Annotated in this window: 13 protein-coding genes; 8 read left to right on the top strand and 5 right to left on the bottom strand. The window is 55.2% G+C overall.

The window, feature by feature from the left end; translation table 11 throughout:
* Window positions 1-223 precede the first annotated feature (223 nt).
* Entirely contained in the window at window positions 224-676 is a 453-nt protein-coding gene (locus tag ACR0A2_RS16530) for a MarR family winged helix-turn-helix transcriptional regulator (protein WP_371809353.1), read from the bottom strand.
* A gap of 139 nt (window positions 677-815) precedes the next feature.
* On the opposite strand from ACR0A2_RS16530, the gene ACR0A2_RS16525 reads away from it, so the two are divergent.
* Window positions 816-1,184, top strand: a complete 369-nt coding sequence (locus ACR0A2_RS16525) for an antibiotic biosynthesis monooxygenase family protein (protein WP_171641450.1) — start codon at window positions 816-818, stop codon at window positions 1,182-1,184.
* 37 nt (window positions 1,185-1,221) lie between these two features.
* A complete protein-coding gene (locus tag ACR0A2_RS16520; protein WP_171641448.1) occupies window positions 1,222-1,665 on the top strand; it encodes a hypothetical protein in 444 nt (147 codons plus the stop codon).
* Window positions 1,666-2,040: 375 nt separating this feature from the next.
* On the opposite strand, the gene ACR0A2_RS16515 is transcribed toward ACR0A2_RS16520, so the two are convergent.
* Window positions 2,041-2,742, bottom strand: a complete 702-nt coding sequence (locus ACR0A2_RS16515) for a helix-turn-helix domain-containing protein (RefSeq protein WP_480836177.1) — start codon at window positions 2,740-2,742, stop codon at window positions 2,041-2,043.
* Between the two features lie 308 nt (window positions 2,743-3,050).
* Between ACR0A2_RS16515 and ACR0A2_RS16510 the strand changes: the two genes are divergently transcribed.
* The 4 genes from ACR0A2_RS16510 (at window position 3,051) to ACR0A2_RS16495 (ending at window position 7,999) form a co-directional block, all read left to right on the top strand.
* Window positions 3,051-4,370 (top strand): metal-dependent hydrolase family protein, encoded by a 1,320-nt coding sequence (locus ACR0A2_RS16510; RefSeq protein WP_480836175.1) that lies wholly within the window; start codon window positions 3,051-3,053, stop codon window positions 4,368-4,370.
* Window positions 4,371-4,374: 4 nt separating this feature from the next.
* A complete protein-coding gene (locus ACR0A2_RS16505; protein ID WP_480836173.1) occupies window positions 4,375-4,725 on the top strand; it encodes a potassium channel family protein in 351 nt (116 codons plus the stop codon).
* Between the two features lie 95 nt (window positions 4,726-4,820).
* Window positions 4,821-6,362 (top strand): HoxN/HupN/NixA family nickel/cobalt transporter, encoded by a 1,542-nt coding sequence (locus tag ACR0A2_RS16500; RefSeq protein ID WP_480836171.1) that lies wholly within the window; start codon window positions 4,821-4,823, stop codon window positions 6,360-6,362.
* A gap of 515 nt (window positions 6,363-6,877) precedes the next feature.
* Complete coding sequence (locus tag ACR0A2_RS16495; RefSeq protein WP_480836169.1) at window positions 6,878-7,999, top strand: linear amide C-N hydrolase; 1,122 nt, start codon at window positions 6,878-6,880, stop codon at window positions 7,997-7,999.
* Between the two features lie 322 nt (window positions 8,000-8,321).
* Here ACR0A2_RS16495 and ACR0A2_RS16490 read toward each other — a convergent pair whose 3' ends face one another.
* The 3 genes from ACR0A2_RS16490 to ACR0A2_RS16480 form a co-directional block, all read right to left on the bottom strand.
* The gene (locus tag ACR0A2_RS16490) at window positions 8,322-9,155 is read right to left on the bottom strand and encodes a class I SAM-dependent methyltransferase (protein ID WP_480836168.1); all 834 of its coding nucleotides are present in this window, start codon (window positions 9,153-9,155) and stop codon (window positions 8,322-8,324) included.
* Window positions 9,156-9,360: 205 nt separating this feature from the next.
* The gene (locus ACR0A2_RS16485; protein ID WP_480836166.1) at window positions 9,361-10,998 is read right to left on the bottom strand and encodes a hypothetical protein; all 1,638 of its coding nucleotides are present in this window, start codon (window positions 10,996-10,998) and stop codon (window positions 9,361-9,363) included.
* A gap of 468 nt (window positions 10,999-11,466) precedes the next feature.
* Entirely contained in the window at window positions 11,467-12,768 is a 1,302-nt protein-coding gene (locus ACR0A2_RS16480) for a tetratricopeptide repeat protein (protein ID WP_480836164.1), read from the bottom strand.
* Between the two features lie 180 nt (window positions 12,769-12,948).
* Here ACR0A2_RS16480 and ACR0A2_RS16475 point away from each other — a divergent pair, with 180 nt between their 5' ends.
* Complete coding sequence (locus ACR0A2_RS16475; RefSeq protein WP_480836162.1) at window positions 12,949-13,224, top strand: hypothetical protein; 276 nt, start codon at window positions 12,949-12,951, stop codon at window positions 13,222-13,224.
* Window positions 13,221-14,897: a sulfatase-like hydrolase/transferase gene (locus tag ACR0A2_RS16470; RefSeq protein ID WP_480836160.1), complete on the top strand. Its 1,677-nt coding sequence runs from the start codon at window positions 13,221-13,223 to the stop codon at window positions 14,895-14,897. The genes ACR0A2_RS16475 and ACR0A2_RS16470 overlap by 4 nt, the downstream gene beginning before the upstream one ends.
* Window positions 14,898-14,911: the final 14 nt, after the last annotated feature.

Here is a 14,911-nt window from a genome sequence, read left to right as displayed (position 1 = left end):
CTGTGGCCGCCGCCAATAAAGGCGTGACACATGCCAGGGCTAAATCATTGATATTATGTGACTTGAATCAGAAAGGTGTGACCCATCCGCAAAATGCGTGACCTTGCCACCCAAATCGCAGGGAGTCAGCGGCTGCAAACGACCCGAAAGCTGACGTTAATCAAAAATGCTTGGAAGACGGCTTCGAGCCCAAGAACGTCCGATGCTGCACTCTGTACGAGTGTCAGCTTTGGGTCGAACTCTGATCTTGTCGCGTTGAGGTTTCTTCGAGGCGTGCCTTGAGACGACCAACAACATTTTGCGCTGTCGCAATATCATCTGGCGACAGGCCTTCCGAGAGTTCATTGACCCATGGGATTTGCTTCGCAATTGCGGCTTCGTACAACTCCTGCCCCTTTTGCGTCAGAGCAACAAGATGCGCACGTTTGTGGTGCGGGTTTGGCCGAAACTCCACGATGCCTTCTTTGCTCAATTCATTGATGATCCGTTGTATGCCCTGCCGGTGAACACCCATCGTCCGTGCATGCCAGGCAACGGATTCCGGCCGATCCGAATAAGCAATCGCGCCAAGGATTTGCCATCGGGCACTTGTCAGACCGAGTTCTGTTACGAGGCGATCGCCGGCAAGCTGCAATCGACCGTTCAACCGAAACACATCCAGTATCAGCGCTGTCACGGCTTCTCCTTCTTCAGTCCTTCGCGCATCCGGCATGTCGATTCCTCATTTCATTTGACAACGTGTTGTCATTATGTTTGATACTTCCTAAATATGACAACATGACACCAAAACGAAGCTACTTTCAAGGAGCACCGAAATGGTAAGTTTCAAACCCCTCGACCCGGAGTTTCCCATTGAACGGCAATTGGACATCGACGCTGGACCTGTCGTTCTCGTCAATCTCTTCACAGTCGATCTCGTTGACCAAGTCGCCTTGGTAGAAGCTTGGAAGTGCGATGCCCAATGGATGAAGAAGCAACCGGGTTACATCAGCACCCAACTGCACAAAGCCGTTGGCGACGGCAGCATGTACCTGAACTACGCGGTCTGGGAGTCTGTTGCGGACTTCCGCGCCGCGTTTTCCAACCCCGAGTTTCAGCAGCAGCTCAGCCACTATCCTTCAAGCGCTGTGACCGCACCCCACCTGTTCGAGAAGGTTGCGGTGCTGAATTGCTGTACGGCCTGACGTAATCCTTTCCAAAAGCCAATTTGAGTGAACCGCTATGAAAACAAAGATTCACGCCATCGCGGGCGGCATCGGCTTTGTGATGATCCTCCTCTTCTGGACGTCAACGGCCACCAGCGAACTCTTTGCGAGCCATGAAACAGTCGCGACCGTCAAGGCATTGATCCTGAAAGGCATGTTCATCCTCATCCCGGCAATGGCGATTGCTGGCGGATCGGGCATGGCAATGGGTCGGAAACGCAAAGATGCACTGACGACAGCAAAGAAGACCCGTATGCCGATCATTGCGCTCAACGGCTTGCTGATCCTCGTACCTGCCGCCTGGTTTCTTGCAGGCAAAGCCGCCGCTGGCGAATTCGACAGCACCTTTTACACGGTTCAGGTGATTGAACTAGTCGCCGGGGCGGCCAACCTAACGATGATGGGACTGAACATTCGTGATGGCTTGCGAATGACCGGCAAAATTCGAAGGCCTCGCTGAAAGCTCGATTCTAGTCCAAGCGTTGGCCAGATTGCCGACATTCGAGCAAACGCAGCGAACTAGTGCTATGTCCGCAGAGCGGTCGTTCGCGCTGGTCGCGGCGAATGACCGCTTCGAGCTTAAGTTGACTGATGCTGCAGTTCGAACCGAGGTCCGCAAAGTGGATCAAAGTCGCCGGTCAAGAAGTCCATTTTGGCCTTGATCCAAGTCGCTTGTGCGTGTCCGGTTTGATCCTAGTACTTGGAGCTGTTCATGCCCAAGACGTCCGGCTTTCTCGATTGCGCAATCATGGCCCACGAGCCTTAGCGGTGAATTTGGGCTACCTCACCAATGATCAAGAAACGAAAATGCACGAATTAGGAAGTAGCTTCACTATCACAGGCGAAGGGTCTCGGAAGGCAGTTCGCCGTAGACCTGTTTATATAAACCACTAAATCGCCCACCTTCGGTGAAACCGGTTTCCAAGGCGATTGCCTTGACCGATGCATTTTCTGGTTTGGCTTGAAAAAGGGTTCGGTGCGCCCGCGCCAAGCTCAGATGTCGTGCGTATCTGGAAGGCGAAAGCCCGACCACCCCCCTGAACGCGTCGTTTACAACAGGCACGCTGTAGCCTGCCGCGTCAGATATTTCCGAAAGTGCGGGCCTGTGGTCCACCGATTGGCCAATGCGGATGCGGGCACGCTCGAAAACTTTCAGCGCCCTAGCCGATGTCACCCCCGCATTGCGCGCAGACGAAACTGCGTGCGCCAGTGCCGCAATCACAAAACTTTCAAGCGGAGCGGCGTTCCCGGTCAGGTCGGTTCTGGAATGGATGCAAGTCAGTAACAGTTCAACAAGGCGCTCACGCAACACCGGCTCAAGGATCAAAAGCCCGCGGGGAATGACATCTTCTTCCGGCGTGCTGCACGTGACCTCACCTAGCGCCGCTAAAAATGCGCCGGTTTCGATGCGGCCAGCGATGAGGTTCCTTCCCATCCCGTAGGTATGTGTTTCGTCACAGCCGAAATTGATAAAAAGCCCTTGGGGATGGGTGGCTACGCCATTGACCCACAGCCTCTGTGTGCCCGCGACCGGCAAAGTGAAGGTGACAAACCCTTTCGGTTGTTGCAGATGCACAGCGGCCTCGTGCGGGAAACGGACATGGGTCAAGCCGCATGCGCCAAATGAGACGGTGTCGATCAAGTCGTCGCCTTTGAAAGGGGCAATCTGTACAATCTCACCCTGCCAACAGCCGCTCGCCATCACAGCCTGCAGCGATGTGCGCTGCCGACGTATTTCAAGGCCTGTCTGTGAGTAGTTTAAGAACTGCATATCGTTTTTAGGCCCGCGATCGAAAGTTTGCGATAAGGTTGGGTCAATACAGTCATTGATTAGGAGACGTTACCGTGCGGCATGTTCTTTTGGCGACGAGCCTTTTCGTCGCGGCTGGGCCAATCAGCGCCCAGGAAGGTCCAATTCTGATCACCAACGTCAATGTATTTGACGGCGAGAACGAAGCATTGATCGAAAACGCCAATGTGGTGATCACCGACAATCTCATCACGCAGGTTTCAACTGAAGACCTTGTCGTTGCAGGCGGTCAGGTCATCGACGGCGGCGGGCGCACCATGATTCCTGGGCTGATCGACGTGCATTGGCACACGCTTTACTGCTGCAACCCACAAAGCACGGTTGTGACGGGCGATATTCTTGAGGTGGCTATCCGCGCCGCGCAGGGTGCTGAGAAAACGCTCATGCGCGGGTTTACGTCCGTGCGGGATGTGGGCGGCAATTCCTTCGCAATCCATCGCATGATCGAAAACGGCGAGCTTGTTGGGCCGCGCATGCTGCCCTCTGGCCCGCCCATCACGCAGACGGGGGGTCACTTTGACTACCGCCCCTATCAGGCGGTGCCGGCGAACGACAGCGACAGTCTCTGGTACTGGTATCAGGTTGGGTTGATGATGCAGGCAGATGGCGTGCCAGAAGTGATCAAGCGCACGCGCGAAATCATGCGAATGGGCGCCACACAGATAAAGATTGCCGGCGGCGGCGGTGTGTCGTCGACTTATGATCCGCTCGATGTGCGGCAGTTCACCAAGGCTGAGATCGAAGCTTTTGTCGAAGTGGCCGATACCTATAACACCTACGTGGCCTCACACATCTTTACCGATGAATCCACGCGCATCGCCATCGAGGCGGGCGTGAAATCCATTGAGCACGGTTTTCTGATGAGCCGCGAGACTATGGAAATGATGCGTGACAATGACGTCTGGTTGTCGGTGCAACCGCTGCTGGACGACGAGGACGGTTTCACTTTTGACGACCCTGTGAGCCAGCAAAAGTGGATCGAGGTGACGGACGGTACCGACGCCACCTACACCACGGCGAAAGAGGTTGGCGTGAAAGTCGCCTTCGGCACTGACATCCTGTTCGACCCAGCTCTCGCGGAACGACAGGGCGCGTTTCTTGCGAAGCTTCAGCGCTGGTACACGCCCTTCGAGGTGCTGGAAATGGCGACTTCGATCAACGCCGAATTATTGGCACTCTCCGGTCCACGTCTACCGTATCAAGAAGGCCCGCTAGGCGTGATCAAGGAAGGGGCATACGCCGATCTAATCCTCGTCGACGGAAATCCGCTAGAGGATATAGACCTCGTGGCTGATCCGCATGAGAACTTCGATCTCATCATGAAGGACGGTGTGATCTACAAAAACGACCTGTAACAAGATGTTGCCGTTCGCTCTTACCGTTTTGCGATTTCTCAAGGCAATATACCGCTCTTGGTCCGATCCGACGTTTCGCGCCGGGCTCTTCGTCGCGGCGCTGATCTTGCTGTCCGGCACCACGTTTTACCGCGCCGTCGAAGGGTGGTCCTGGACCGACAGCCTCTATTTTTCGGTCACGACCATGTCGACGGTCGGTTTCGGGGACCTCAGTCCGGAAACGCAATTCGGCAAGATCTTTACCGTCTTCTATATCTTTGCTGGCGTCGGCGTATTCGTCGCTCTCTTCGCTCGGTTCGCCCGTGCCATTGTGACCGAACCGCATACGTCGTCTTCCAACGAGACCGAGGAGTAGAATCGATGTGTCTGTATGCACCGAAGCTATTACCAGCGAGCAAGTGGCCTTCCCCCGGTCCGACCATACGTGGGTGGGCGCCAATACTGATATTTATGCTCTGCATTTTCGTCTTGTTCGTTGGTATGGCTCTTCCATCGCACGCGAAACAAGACGACTTGGTCCATTGGGACGACCTGGCTCCTTCCGTGGAACCCTATGAAGATCCCTTCCTCGATATGACACTGGCCCAGAAATCAGATTTGCGTGATGTGCTGATCTACCAGCAAATCGTCGAAAGCGGACAGGATGACCCTGACGCGCGGCGGCTGGCAGAAGGTGCGCGGGCCCGGTTGTCCGTTCACGGTCTGGACGCGGACGTGCTGCTGGCGCAAAGACTGATCGTGATGGAGCGTCGGCGCGAGGAAGCAACAGGTGTCACGTCGACGTTTCTGGACAGCCAGATCCTGATCGACGGTTTTGTTCTGCCCCTCGCCTGGGAGGGTGAGCGCGTGATCGAGTTTCTGCTGGTGCCGTGGGTTGGCGCCTGTATCCACACGCCACCGCCATCGCCCAATCAGATTGTGCATGTCTCATATCCGGAGGGACTTAAACTTGAGCGGCGTTTCGAAGCAGTCCGGTTGCAAGGGACGTTACGACATGAACCTGCGGAACATGCGTTATTTCTCATCGATGGGAGCCGGCAGATACGCGTCTCGTATGGACTAGCCGGTGCCACGCTGGCCGGCCAGCCCGGCGAAATCGTAGCCGCGTCCGCTTCTGACGTACCAGCCCTCGCGAGAGCGCAGATCTGGGTTAACAACCTGTTTACGTCAGGCATGACCGAAATCAGTCGTGAGGGTTCGATAAAGGCGATACTGCTCGCGGTTCTTATGGCTTTCGGCTACGGCGCGTTGCACACACTGGGGCCGGGTCATGGCAAGGCGGTTGTAATCTCGTACTTCATCGGCACCGGCGGGAGCCTTCGACGTGGACTCACCATGGGCACCCGTATCGCGGTATTCCACGTAATCTCTGCTATCGTCTTGGTATTCTTGCTTGATCTTGCCGTACGCCAAGCGACCGGGGCGGCGCCAGCCGACTATCGATTGATACGGCTTTTTAGTTACGCCCTTATTGTAGCCATCGGCACTGTCATGCTCTGGCAAGCTGTTCGCGCGATCTGGCGAACATCACCCGAGTCAACGCATTCGCATGGTCGCGACCAAACCGGCCATGAACATGCAAGCTGCTCTGCGTGCAGGGCACAAACGACAGTACGCGGCGGCTGGATTGCTGCTGCTGTCGGGGTCGTGCCCTGTACCGGGGCGTTAATCGTGATGCTCTTTGGGCTCGCAAACGATCTGATTTGGCCGGCCATTCTCATGGTGATTGCGATTTCCGCAGGCATGGCGGTTGCCATGGCAGGTATCGGGATCGCGGCCCTTTGGGGCCGCGAATGGGCAGAGCAGCGGTTCGCGTCCGGGGGTCACAGTCGCCTGCCTTTCGCGACCGGCGCCCGCCTCGCAGGCGCATCATGCGTTTTCGCTCTTGGCATTGGATTGTTCGTTAGCACGTTTATCCACGACCCCTCACAGAGAAATGCAATTGACGAAGCGTCTCCCGTATCGGGAAATTCACTCGCGTCTGGAGGATGAAGAGACCACTACTACTTAGTATACGCGGCAGAACGCACTGCATCTGAAATAGTGTTAAGGGCTCTGCTCTGCGCCTCCGCCGTCTCAGTGGCAATAGAGGCACGGATGGTATCCCCTTCAGTCACCGGAGTATCTGGGGGCCATTGCGAGAGAGTGCGTTGGCCTACGCTAAACAAGTGCGGCTGTTCGAACTATGCGCGGCGAGCCAAACAGAAGAGCCCAATAAACTGAATGCTGCGATGTGCGCCAACGTTTGCTGTTTCGAATGTAGCCAAGAACGTGACAAAACCAAAATCGAGTGTGGCACGGCATTCTCCAACGAACCTTGTGATGTTGCCGCTAGCGACAAAGACCACAGACTTGATACGTTTTTTATGGGTTCGAACACAATGAGTCAGCGCCTATCCCGACCAGAGTTGACATGCCGAAGGGTAATTGTGCGTCGAATAGTGTCGACGACTCGTTTCGTTTGATGGCCTAAACTTCAAGCGCGTGGTCTCATAAGGAGTTTAAAGATGATCGTTCCTAATGGTCTCAAACCGTTGATTGGTGCGGTTGCTGTTGCGACGCTCACTTTCACGCAAGCTGCGCAAGCTTGCACCTATATCCGGCTTACCGGAGCAGACGGTTCTCAACATCCAGGGCGGTCGATGGAATGGGGTAACTTTGACATTAAGCCCGCTTTCACAATTGTCCCGCGTGGGCGCGAGCATCGGGCCACGACCATGCCTGACGGTGCGGATGGCGCGACGTGGACTGGGCAATACGGGTATGCAGGAGTGACCCTCTTGGAACGCGATGATCTCTTCGGCGACATTGTCAATGAAAAGGGCCTTGTACTGAATCTGCTCTACTTTCCGGGCTTTGCAGAGTATCAACCTTATGATCCTGCGCAGGCGGACAACTCCATCAGTGCTACGGATTACATGACCTATATGGCCAGCCAGTTTGCCACGGTGCAGGAAGTAATTGAAGCAACCCACAGTGTTCGCGTTGTCCCAGTGGTCGAACCGGCACTCGGGTTCACGGCTCCTGTCCACGTGGTTGTGTCTGACCCCAGTGGCGACGAAATTGTCGTCGAGTATATCAATGGGGAACTTCACATCTTTAAAGAGACGATAGGGGTCATGACAAATGCGCCGCCTTATGACTGGCACCTGACAAACCTCAGAAACTATCTGAACCTGCGCCCCGTCGATTGGCCAGAGATCGCGGTCGAGAGCCTTGGCGTCAGCGGCATTGGCGTGGGAACCGGTCTACTCGGTGTACCCGGTGACTACACGCCACCCTCTCGGTTCGTCCGTGCCACCGCCTACAAGGAAACCGCGCGAGAGACACAGGGCGGTTACGACACAACGTTGGAGCACTTTCGTATTCTGGGTCACTTCCAACTACCGATTGAAAGTAACTTCTCCAATCTGCCAGAGGGCTTGGACCCATTGAAGTTCGGCAGCACGCAATACACGATCTCTTTCGATACCGCCAATATGCTAGTCTACTACTTCACTGACGACGAGGCCCGTGTGCGCAGATTTGACCTTAATCCCATCGATTGGGAGACGCTGTCGAACACCATGACGAAACCTTTGCGCCGCGGAGGACCGCCACAAGTCGAAGACGTGATGTTCAATGACTGAGTATGCGTGAGAAGGAGTGATTGGAAATAACGAAATAGCTTCGAGGGTTTTGTCGTTTCCTTATCATGTAGGGCTTTCTCAGACCCGCAGTGTTACCTAGTGGCAGGTTCACTCCATCGCTGCAAGGCTGCCAATATGCGGAAACGACTGTTTTCTAAAGACGCTGTGTCGCCAAAGCCGCCATTGGCGCACGCGCAGCGAATTGGTGCTTTGTCCGCAGAGCAGACGTTCGTTGCAGCTTGCTCCAATGTCTGCTGTGCGGACAATCCGGACACTTGGATGAATGGCGGCTACGCCCATTTCAGCACATCTTTCTGATCGGCTAGGCAACGACCGCCGAGGTCACTACAGACGGAATTGGCACGTCCCATTCAGGACCCGCACCGTGCTTTGCCAGAACTTCGGCCACAACTGCCGCTCGAATTGCGGCCGAATTCGTTGTGGGTTGAGGGCGCAAAAGGGCGCCACCTCGGGCCGTTCCTTCAAGAAAGAAATCGAACGGTGCACCCGGATCACTAACCTGCCATTTCGACGCGACGATGGTTTGATGGCAATCTGAAAAACCGGCCTTGGCGAGTTCGGGAAAGGCGATAGTCGGATCGGCATAATCATTTGCCCCGGGACCCGGTGGCAAGGTAATCTCTGGTGACCCGTGTTCCTCAATGGCACCAAAAACATACCCCAGCGCAGTGTCAACTTCGGGCCCACACCACACCGAATACGCCAGCCGACCGCCGTCGCGCAAAACACGGCGAACTTCTGCCAACACTTTCGGGGGGTCCGGCACATGCGGCATTCCAAAGCCAATTGTTACAGCGTCAAACGTATTGTCTTCAAAGCTCAAGGCCATCGCATCGCCTTCGACGAACTGAGCCTCTGGCACCGCCAGCCGTGCCATCTCAAGCATGGCGGGTGAGAAATCAAGGCCCGTTACGCGAGCGCCTGTGTTGAAAAGCCCTGCGGATACATTGCCATGTCCGCAGCACAAATCGAGCACACGAGTGTCCGGTCCAGCACCAACTGCAGCGACCAGGTGTGGGACAACCATGTCTGCCGCCTTGGCAAACACCTCGGCATAGGACTGTGCCACATCGCACTTGGCCCATTCGCGCCTTTCGAGGGCGGCAAATGTGTCCTGTTCCTGATTGTCAGGCATCCAACATCTCCTCAGTCGCCACGTTTTAGAGAACCGCCGAAAGGGGCAAATCGTAAAGTTCGCCAAGTGAAATGGGCGTTCGCCGTCATTTGCGGGTAGGTTGTTTTGGGCTCAAGGCAGTCGATTGAAGTGGTTTCAAAACCCCAATTTTTGGTTCGCTTCATGAATTGTACAGCGAGTGGGACTAAATTACCTTCCATCACACCTATTCTGCCGCAGCGCTTCTGCAATAACACGATGCTCGGATGGGAACCTCTGCCCGTGCCAGCGCCTGGTCAAGTAATTCCGCGACGTGGCGCCGCTCAACCTCTTCTCCGCGGGCCTCAAGGCACTCGTGCAGCCCGTGGAGCGACCAGACATTGCGCGGGTGCTGAACCGGGCGCGGCAGAGTATCATCTAGACCCAGATCGGCGCGATAGATCAGCTCGGCCTCGGCGAACCGGCCCTGATCCATTAGCAGGGCAGCCAATGCATGCCGCGGTGGTTGCATCCAGCCCCAGGGTTCATCGTAGACCAGCCCGTCAGACGCAGCGATGGCCGCCTCCAGACGTAGAAGGCCTTTCTCAACCTCGCCTGATTTGTATAGCAACTCGCCTTCGGCCATGGCCGCTGCAATTTTCAAGACGTCGCGGGCTTCGTTATTGAACATGAAGCGATCCTCGCCGACCTTGTCCTGCGCAGCACGGAATTTGTCAAATACCGCCCGGGCCTCGTCGATGCGCCCCAAGTTGGCCAGGGCGACGGTGCGCCCGTAAAGGGTCAGCGCGGTAGTGAAGCAAAACAGCGCCTGATCTTCAGGAAGCGTCTCATCCAACAGCGCCTGCCACATGCCGAACCGCACCATCACGTGAATACGCATACCCCAGAAGGCTTCAAACAATTCGGGAAGGTACGCGACCGTTTCGCGCGGCAGGACTTCCTGCAGCCGCGTTGCAGCGGCAAGCGCCTGCGACTTGCGCCCCATGAACATCGCGCCGTAGGCCTCAAAGTGGATGTTATGCAAACGGTAGACAGTATAGAAATTCTGGGCTCCAGCGTAGGCTTCATATGCTTCGTCAACTTCCGCGGCCCGGTGATTTCGCCAAATGACATTCTGATAGTCACCACACAGCACGTCGATGTGCGTCCCCATGTGCACCAGATGCCCGGAGTCCGGCACAAGGTTCAGCAGGCGATCCCCATGCGACAAGGCCAGCTCGGGCCAGGGCGACATCTCCATTAGGTGGATATAGAGGTGCAACAACCCCGGATGGTCCCAAGCGCCAGCGTTGTTTGAGAATGCGGTTTCGAGAACGTTTCGCGCCTCTTCTGTCGACGCGCCGTCTGACGGTTGATTTTTCTCAATGTCCCAAAGCCCCCAGGGAGTGCGGTTCATCAACGCCTCGGCAAATATCGTCGCGACCTCAAGGTCGTTCGGGTGGGCAGCGTAGATCGGGCGCATCGCATCAGCGAAAGCGTCGTTCCACGGACCAAAATCCTCGACTTCCGGGTCGGTCGGATACCGCGCCGTGAGCGCCTCAATCATCGCCGCGGCGACTGTATCGATACCTGCTTGCGCCTTGGCCGTCGACAGGGCTTCGTGCGCTTCTTTCAGGACTGAGATCCGCTCCTCAAGCTCGAAAAAATCCCACTCTTTGTTGTAGTTCGGACCAATCGCGAAGGCCAACCCCCAATAGGCCCACGCACAGGTGCGATCCGCTGCAATTGCCTTGCGAAAACAATCCGCCGCCTCTTCGTGGTTGAAGCCAAAGGTCCAATTCAGACCGCGGTCGAACCACGTTTGCGCTTCATTTAATGCGGATGCGCCGGGCCGTGAATAGGTCCCAAGGTCGAAATAGCTCATGCTTCCCCCCCCCAGCGTTTTACAATGACCGTCTTATCAAAACCGTCAAATTTCGAACGATCGCGTTCCACGTCCTTCTGAACGGTCTAGCGGCGTGCAGGCCACTTCATCTCCAATCAATGGAGCTGAGCAGAGATTACATTTCTCGGTCCCATTTTCCAACACCCAGCCGGAATTGATATGCGCGAAGTTGGCTTTGATGACCCAAAATGGTGATTTGGAGTGATCGGTCCAGAAAACCCAATTCTCCGATAAAGGCGTAGATAGATAAAGGCCGCTTTGGGCTCGATGCGGACATTGGCCTGAATATCGCGAACGGCTGCAATGCGGACAAAGCTCCAATTTGCTGCCACGCAGCATCTGGACTTAGGAACGTCGGCAATGCCCAGAAAACAGCCATTGTCCACTTCTCGGGATCTACAACTCTTACTGATGGAAGTCCGGAGTGAGCTGAGCGGTGCAAGCGTCCTAGCCGGCATTGGCTTGCCAACCCGCCTTTTGCAAAGACTTGATGATAGCTTCCGCGTGCCGTGGCTGCACGTAGAGGGCGTTGATCAGACTCACCAAAGGGAAGTCCGGCCAAGTGTTTTGAAGTAACGTTGCATACCGCTGCGCTTCTTTTTGATCTCCCAACTCTGCGTAGGAAGCTGCGAGATAGGCCAATGTGAGAGCGCCGACTGGATCGCCTGAATTTATCGCCGCAGTATACAAGTCAATTGTTTCGCGGAAATTGCCTCGGTGGAACTCGGCTGTTGCCGCGACATTTCTAAACACCAGCCTGTCCGATAGCTCATTCTTGCCAATACGCGGTTTTGCGATGTCTACCGCGTCTTCAAAGCGCCCGCAGAATAGCGAGATTATTGAGTCAAAATTAAGTGTGTACAGGTTGTCGGGACTAAGTTGGATCGCCCGTTGTGACGTTTCTACGGCATCGCCACAGTTCTTGTCAGCGTAGTGCGTCATAGCCATGGCGGACTGTGCCCAGGAAGAAGTCGGCTCGAGGTTCACAGCCCGCAATGATTGCTCTTTTGCGGATGTCAAAAACGCAGCACGGGCTGGGCTGGTCGGCATTTGAGATGCCAGCATTGCATTAATCTGTCCGGCACCTGCAAAACCTGCATAGTAATCTTCGTCCAGTTCAATGACCTGTTCAAACAAGGCTAGGGCCGCCATCAAGCGTTTTCTCTCCAGTGCGGGGAACATAAGATCGCGCGCTTCGTCCGCGAGGTTCTTAGCCTGGAGTTTTGTCGGGGAAGCTAGAAACAGCGTCTCACGCGCATCGGTATCTATATCGCCATTGGAGTTTTGCCGCAGCCCGAATACCGCAAAAATTGCGACCGTAAGGCAAGCCATGGCGCCAAAAGCGAACAGGCGCCACTTTTTTAGAGAAAAAGGAAATTCACGAGGCTGCGCGGCTCCGCTCAAACTGTGCCGCAGTTCAAATCGAGGAGCGTAGCCACCCACGTCCACATGAATCCTGACCTTCCCAAAATTTTCAGCATCGTCGTAGTATGACTTCAGTTTTCGCCTCAACCGCCCTGCGTCAACGCGCACGACGACCAAAGGATCATCCCCTTGATTTGAGAGTACGTCATAGACATTTTCGCCAATCGTCTTGGCGCGAATGTCAGCACCTCGTCCTGCCAGCGTTTCTTCCACCACGTAAGCCAGGAATGCTCGCAGCCGAGGCGATCCCTCGAACTCTGGGCTGTATAGGATGGCTTTTAGCTCTTCTCGAACCTGAATTGGGTCGATTGGCAGTTCAGTCATTTTGTGTCCGTATCGCTCTGAGGGTCAGTGCCTTCGACCAGAGAGTTCAGGTTCTGGTATCTAAGCCACTGAACCTAAAGGAGTTACCCCGTAAAATACCTCAAGATACCTGACGTGACCAGAACAATCGGGCGTACACTTGCTTTCAGTTAAAGTCATCGCGTCAAAGGCCTTTCCTTCATGGGCAGAGTACAGGAACTGTTCGCAAGCCATCGCTTGCAGATCGACACACTGATCGACGTTGACAGTGATTTCAAAGAAATCTGCCGCGACTACGATCAGCTGGCAAAGTTGTTGGATTGCCAGGTGGCTGACGAACTCGCCCATCACATACGCGACAGCCTCGAAGGACTTGAGCTGGAAATCAAAGAACATCTGGCTCGGGAGCGCCACTACGGCCGCCTGCAAGGCAGACAGTTAACTAAAACCAACGTAAAAGCAGAGGAAACATCATGAGAAGACCATCACTAATTGGTGCGGCAGCTCTCGTTAGCTTAGCTGTGCCTGTTGCGGCGCAAGACGCCCCAATAGTCCATGACTCTGAGTTTTACATCCTCGAAGCTCAGAACGGCGAGCAATGGGCAACTGAGGACGAAACAATCGACGCTGCATTGGAGGACTTCAGAGCTTCTAACGGCGGCAAGTCGCCAAACATTCTTTACATCCTTTTGGATGATGTCGGGTTCGGAGATATGGGTAATCCAACCATGAATGCCGTTCGTGGGTATTCGACGCCGGCCGTCAACGAGATCGCGACAGAAGGTATGCGGTTGGCGCGGATGTATACGGAGCCTTCCTGTACACCAACACGTGTCGCTTTCATGACGGGACGCCACCCTATCCGGAATGGCATGGGTAACACGGCGGTCGATATTTCTGGCTTCGGGCTTGCCGACAAGGAAGTCACTCTTGCGGAAGTCTTGTCAGAAGCGGGCTACAATACAGTTCACATTGGCAAATGGCATTTGGGGGACATCCGTGAAGCTTGGCCAAACTGGCAGGGCTTTGACTACGCTGCTTTCCCTATCCATCAACAAGGTCAACTGACGCTTTACCATGATGACGGCGCGAATGAAGAAATAACCATCGGCATCGGAGAGAAAAACTTCGATGGGCGGTATTTGAAGGATAGTTGGTTCCGTACCGATGCATCTGCAATGGCAACCGGTGTTGAGGGTTTCCGCGACGAAAACGTGCTCGAAGTTCACATGGAACCTGGCGAACGCTGGACCGAAGCCAAATATCACGAAATGAACTTGCGGTATCAGGAACAGGCGATGGAGCAATTGCGCGAGCTTGCCGCCAAAGACGAACCGTTCTTTCTGAATTACTGGCCGCTCTATCCGATTGTAGGGCCACGCACGACCACTGAGGAGTACACAACCCCTAACGGCGGGGTCTACGTCGAGAAGATGAAGCTGGTAGATGAGTGGATCGGTGATCTGATGGCAGAGATTGATACGCTGGGGATTGCAGAAAACACTATCGTTATCGTCATGGGCGACAACGGCCACGCGACCAAGTTTTCTCCCCAATCCGGCTACACGCCAATGCTCTATCGCGGTGGCAAAGGGGCGACAACCGAAGGCGGCGTGCGGGTTGATGCCTTCGTGCGGTGGCCAGGCATGATCGCGGCGAATTCCATCGTGAATGACATAACGCACGTCAGTGATCTCTTCACAACGCTCGCACGGATCGGGGGTGGTACAGAAGGCATCCCGCGCGACCGCGTTATCGACGGGGTTGATCAGACGTCTTTGCTCATAAATGGCGATACCTTCGGGCGTCGTGACCATGTGTTCCTCTACGCCATCAACTCGCTGGAGGCGGTCGTCAAAGATCAGTACAAGCTGGCCATTCCCGGCGGCAGCATTGACAATGCAATCCTCGCTGACTTTTTCGACCTCTACCGCGATCCGCAGGAAAAATACCCAGTCTCCACCGAGATCGGAGCATGGGGCGGAGCCAAGTTTGTGCGGATGATCCAACGCCACATTCAACGTAAGGAGCTTTATCCTGATGAGGGGCCAGCTGTCGGGATGCCCTACGAAGGGATCGACAACCTACGCCCTGAATCCGAAGCTGCGGTCCAAGAGTTCCTATACATGGTGCAAACACCCGAACAGTAAGTGGCCAACTGAAA

This window comes from Ruegeria sp. H8, from assembly GCF_056532905.1.
This window is presented reverse-complemented; position numbering and strand designations above follow the sequence as displayed.

Coding starts and splice junctions, on each gene's coding strand:
- ACR0A2_RS16520 (WP_171641448.1), top strand. CDS start 1,222: ATGAAAACAAAGATTCACGCCATCGCGGGCGGCATCGGCTTTGTGATG.
- ACR0A2_RS16495 (WP_480836169.1), top strand. CDS start 6,878: ATGATCGTTCCTAATGGTCTCAAACCGTTGATTGGTGCGGTTGCTGTT.
- ACR0A2_RS16475 (WP_480836162.1), top strand. CDS start 12,949: ATGGGCAGAGTACAGGAACTGTTCGCAAGCCATCGCTTGCAGATCGAC.
- ACR0A2_RS16500 (WP_480836171.1), top strand. CDS start 4,821: ATGCTCTGCATTTTCGTCTTGTTCGTTGGTATGGCTCTTCCATCGCAC.
- ACR0A2_RS16525 (WP_171641450.1), top strand. CDS start 816: ATGGTAAGTTTCAAACCCCTCGACCCGGAGTTTCCCATTGAACGGCAA.
- ACR0A2_RS16470 (WP_480836160.1), top strand. CDS start 13,221: ATGAGAAGACCATCACTAATTGGTGCGGCAGCTCTCGTTAGCTTAGCT.
- ACR0A2_RS16480 (WP_480836164.1), bottom strand. CDS start 12,768: ATGACTGAACTGCCAATCGACCCAATTCAGGTTCGAGAAGAGCTAAAA.
- ACR0A2_RS16505 (WP_480836173.1), top strand. CDS start 4,375: ATGTTGCCGTTCGCTCTTACCGTTTTGCGATTTCTCAAGGCAATATAC.
- ACR0A2_RS16490 (WP_480836168.1), bottom strand. CDS start 9,155: ATGCCTGACAATCAGGAACAGGACACATTTGCCGCCCTCGAAAGGCGC.
- ACR0A2_RS16485 (WP_480836166.1), bottom strand. CDS start 10,998: ATGAGCTATTTCGACCTTGGGACCTATTCACGGCCCGGCGCATCCGCA.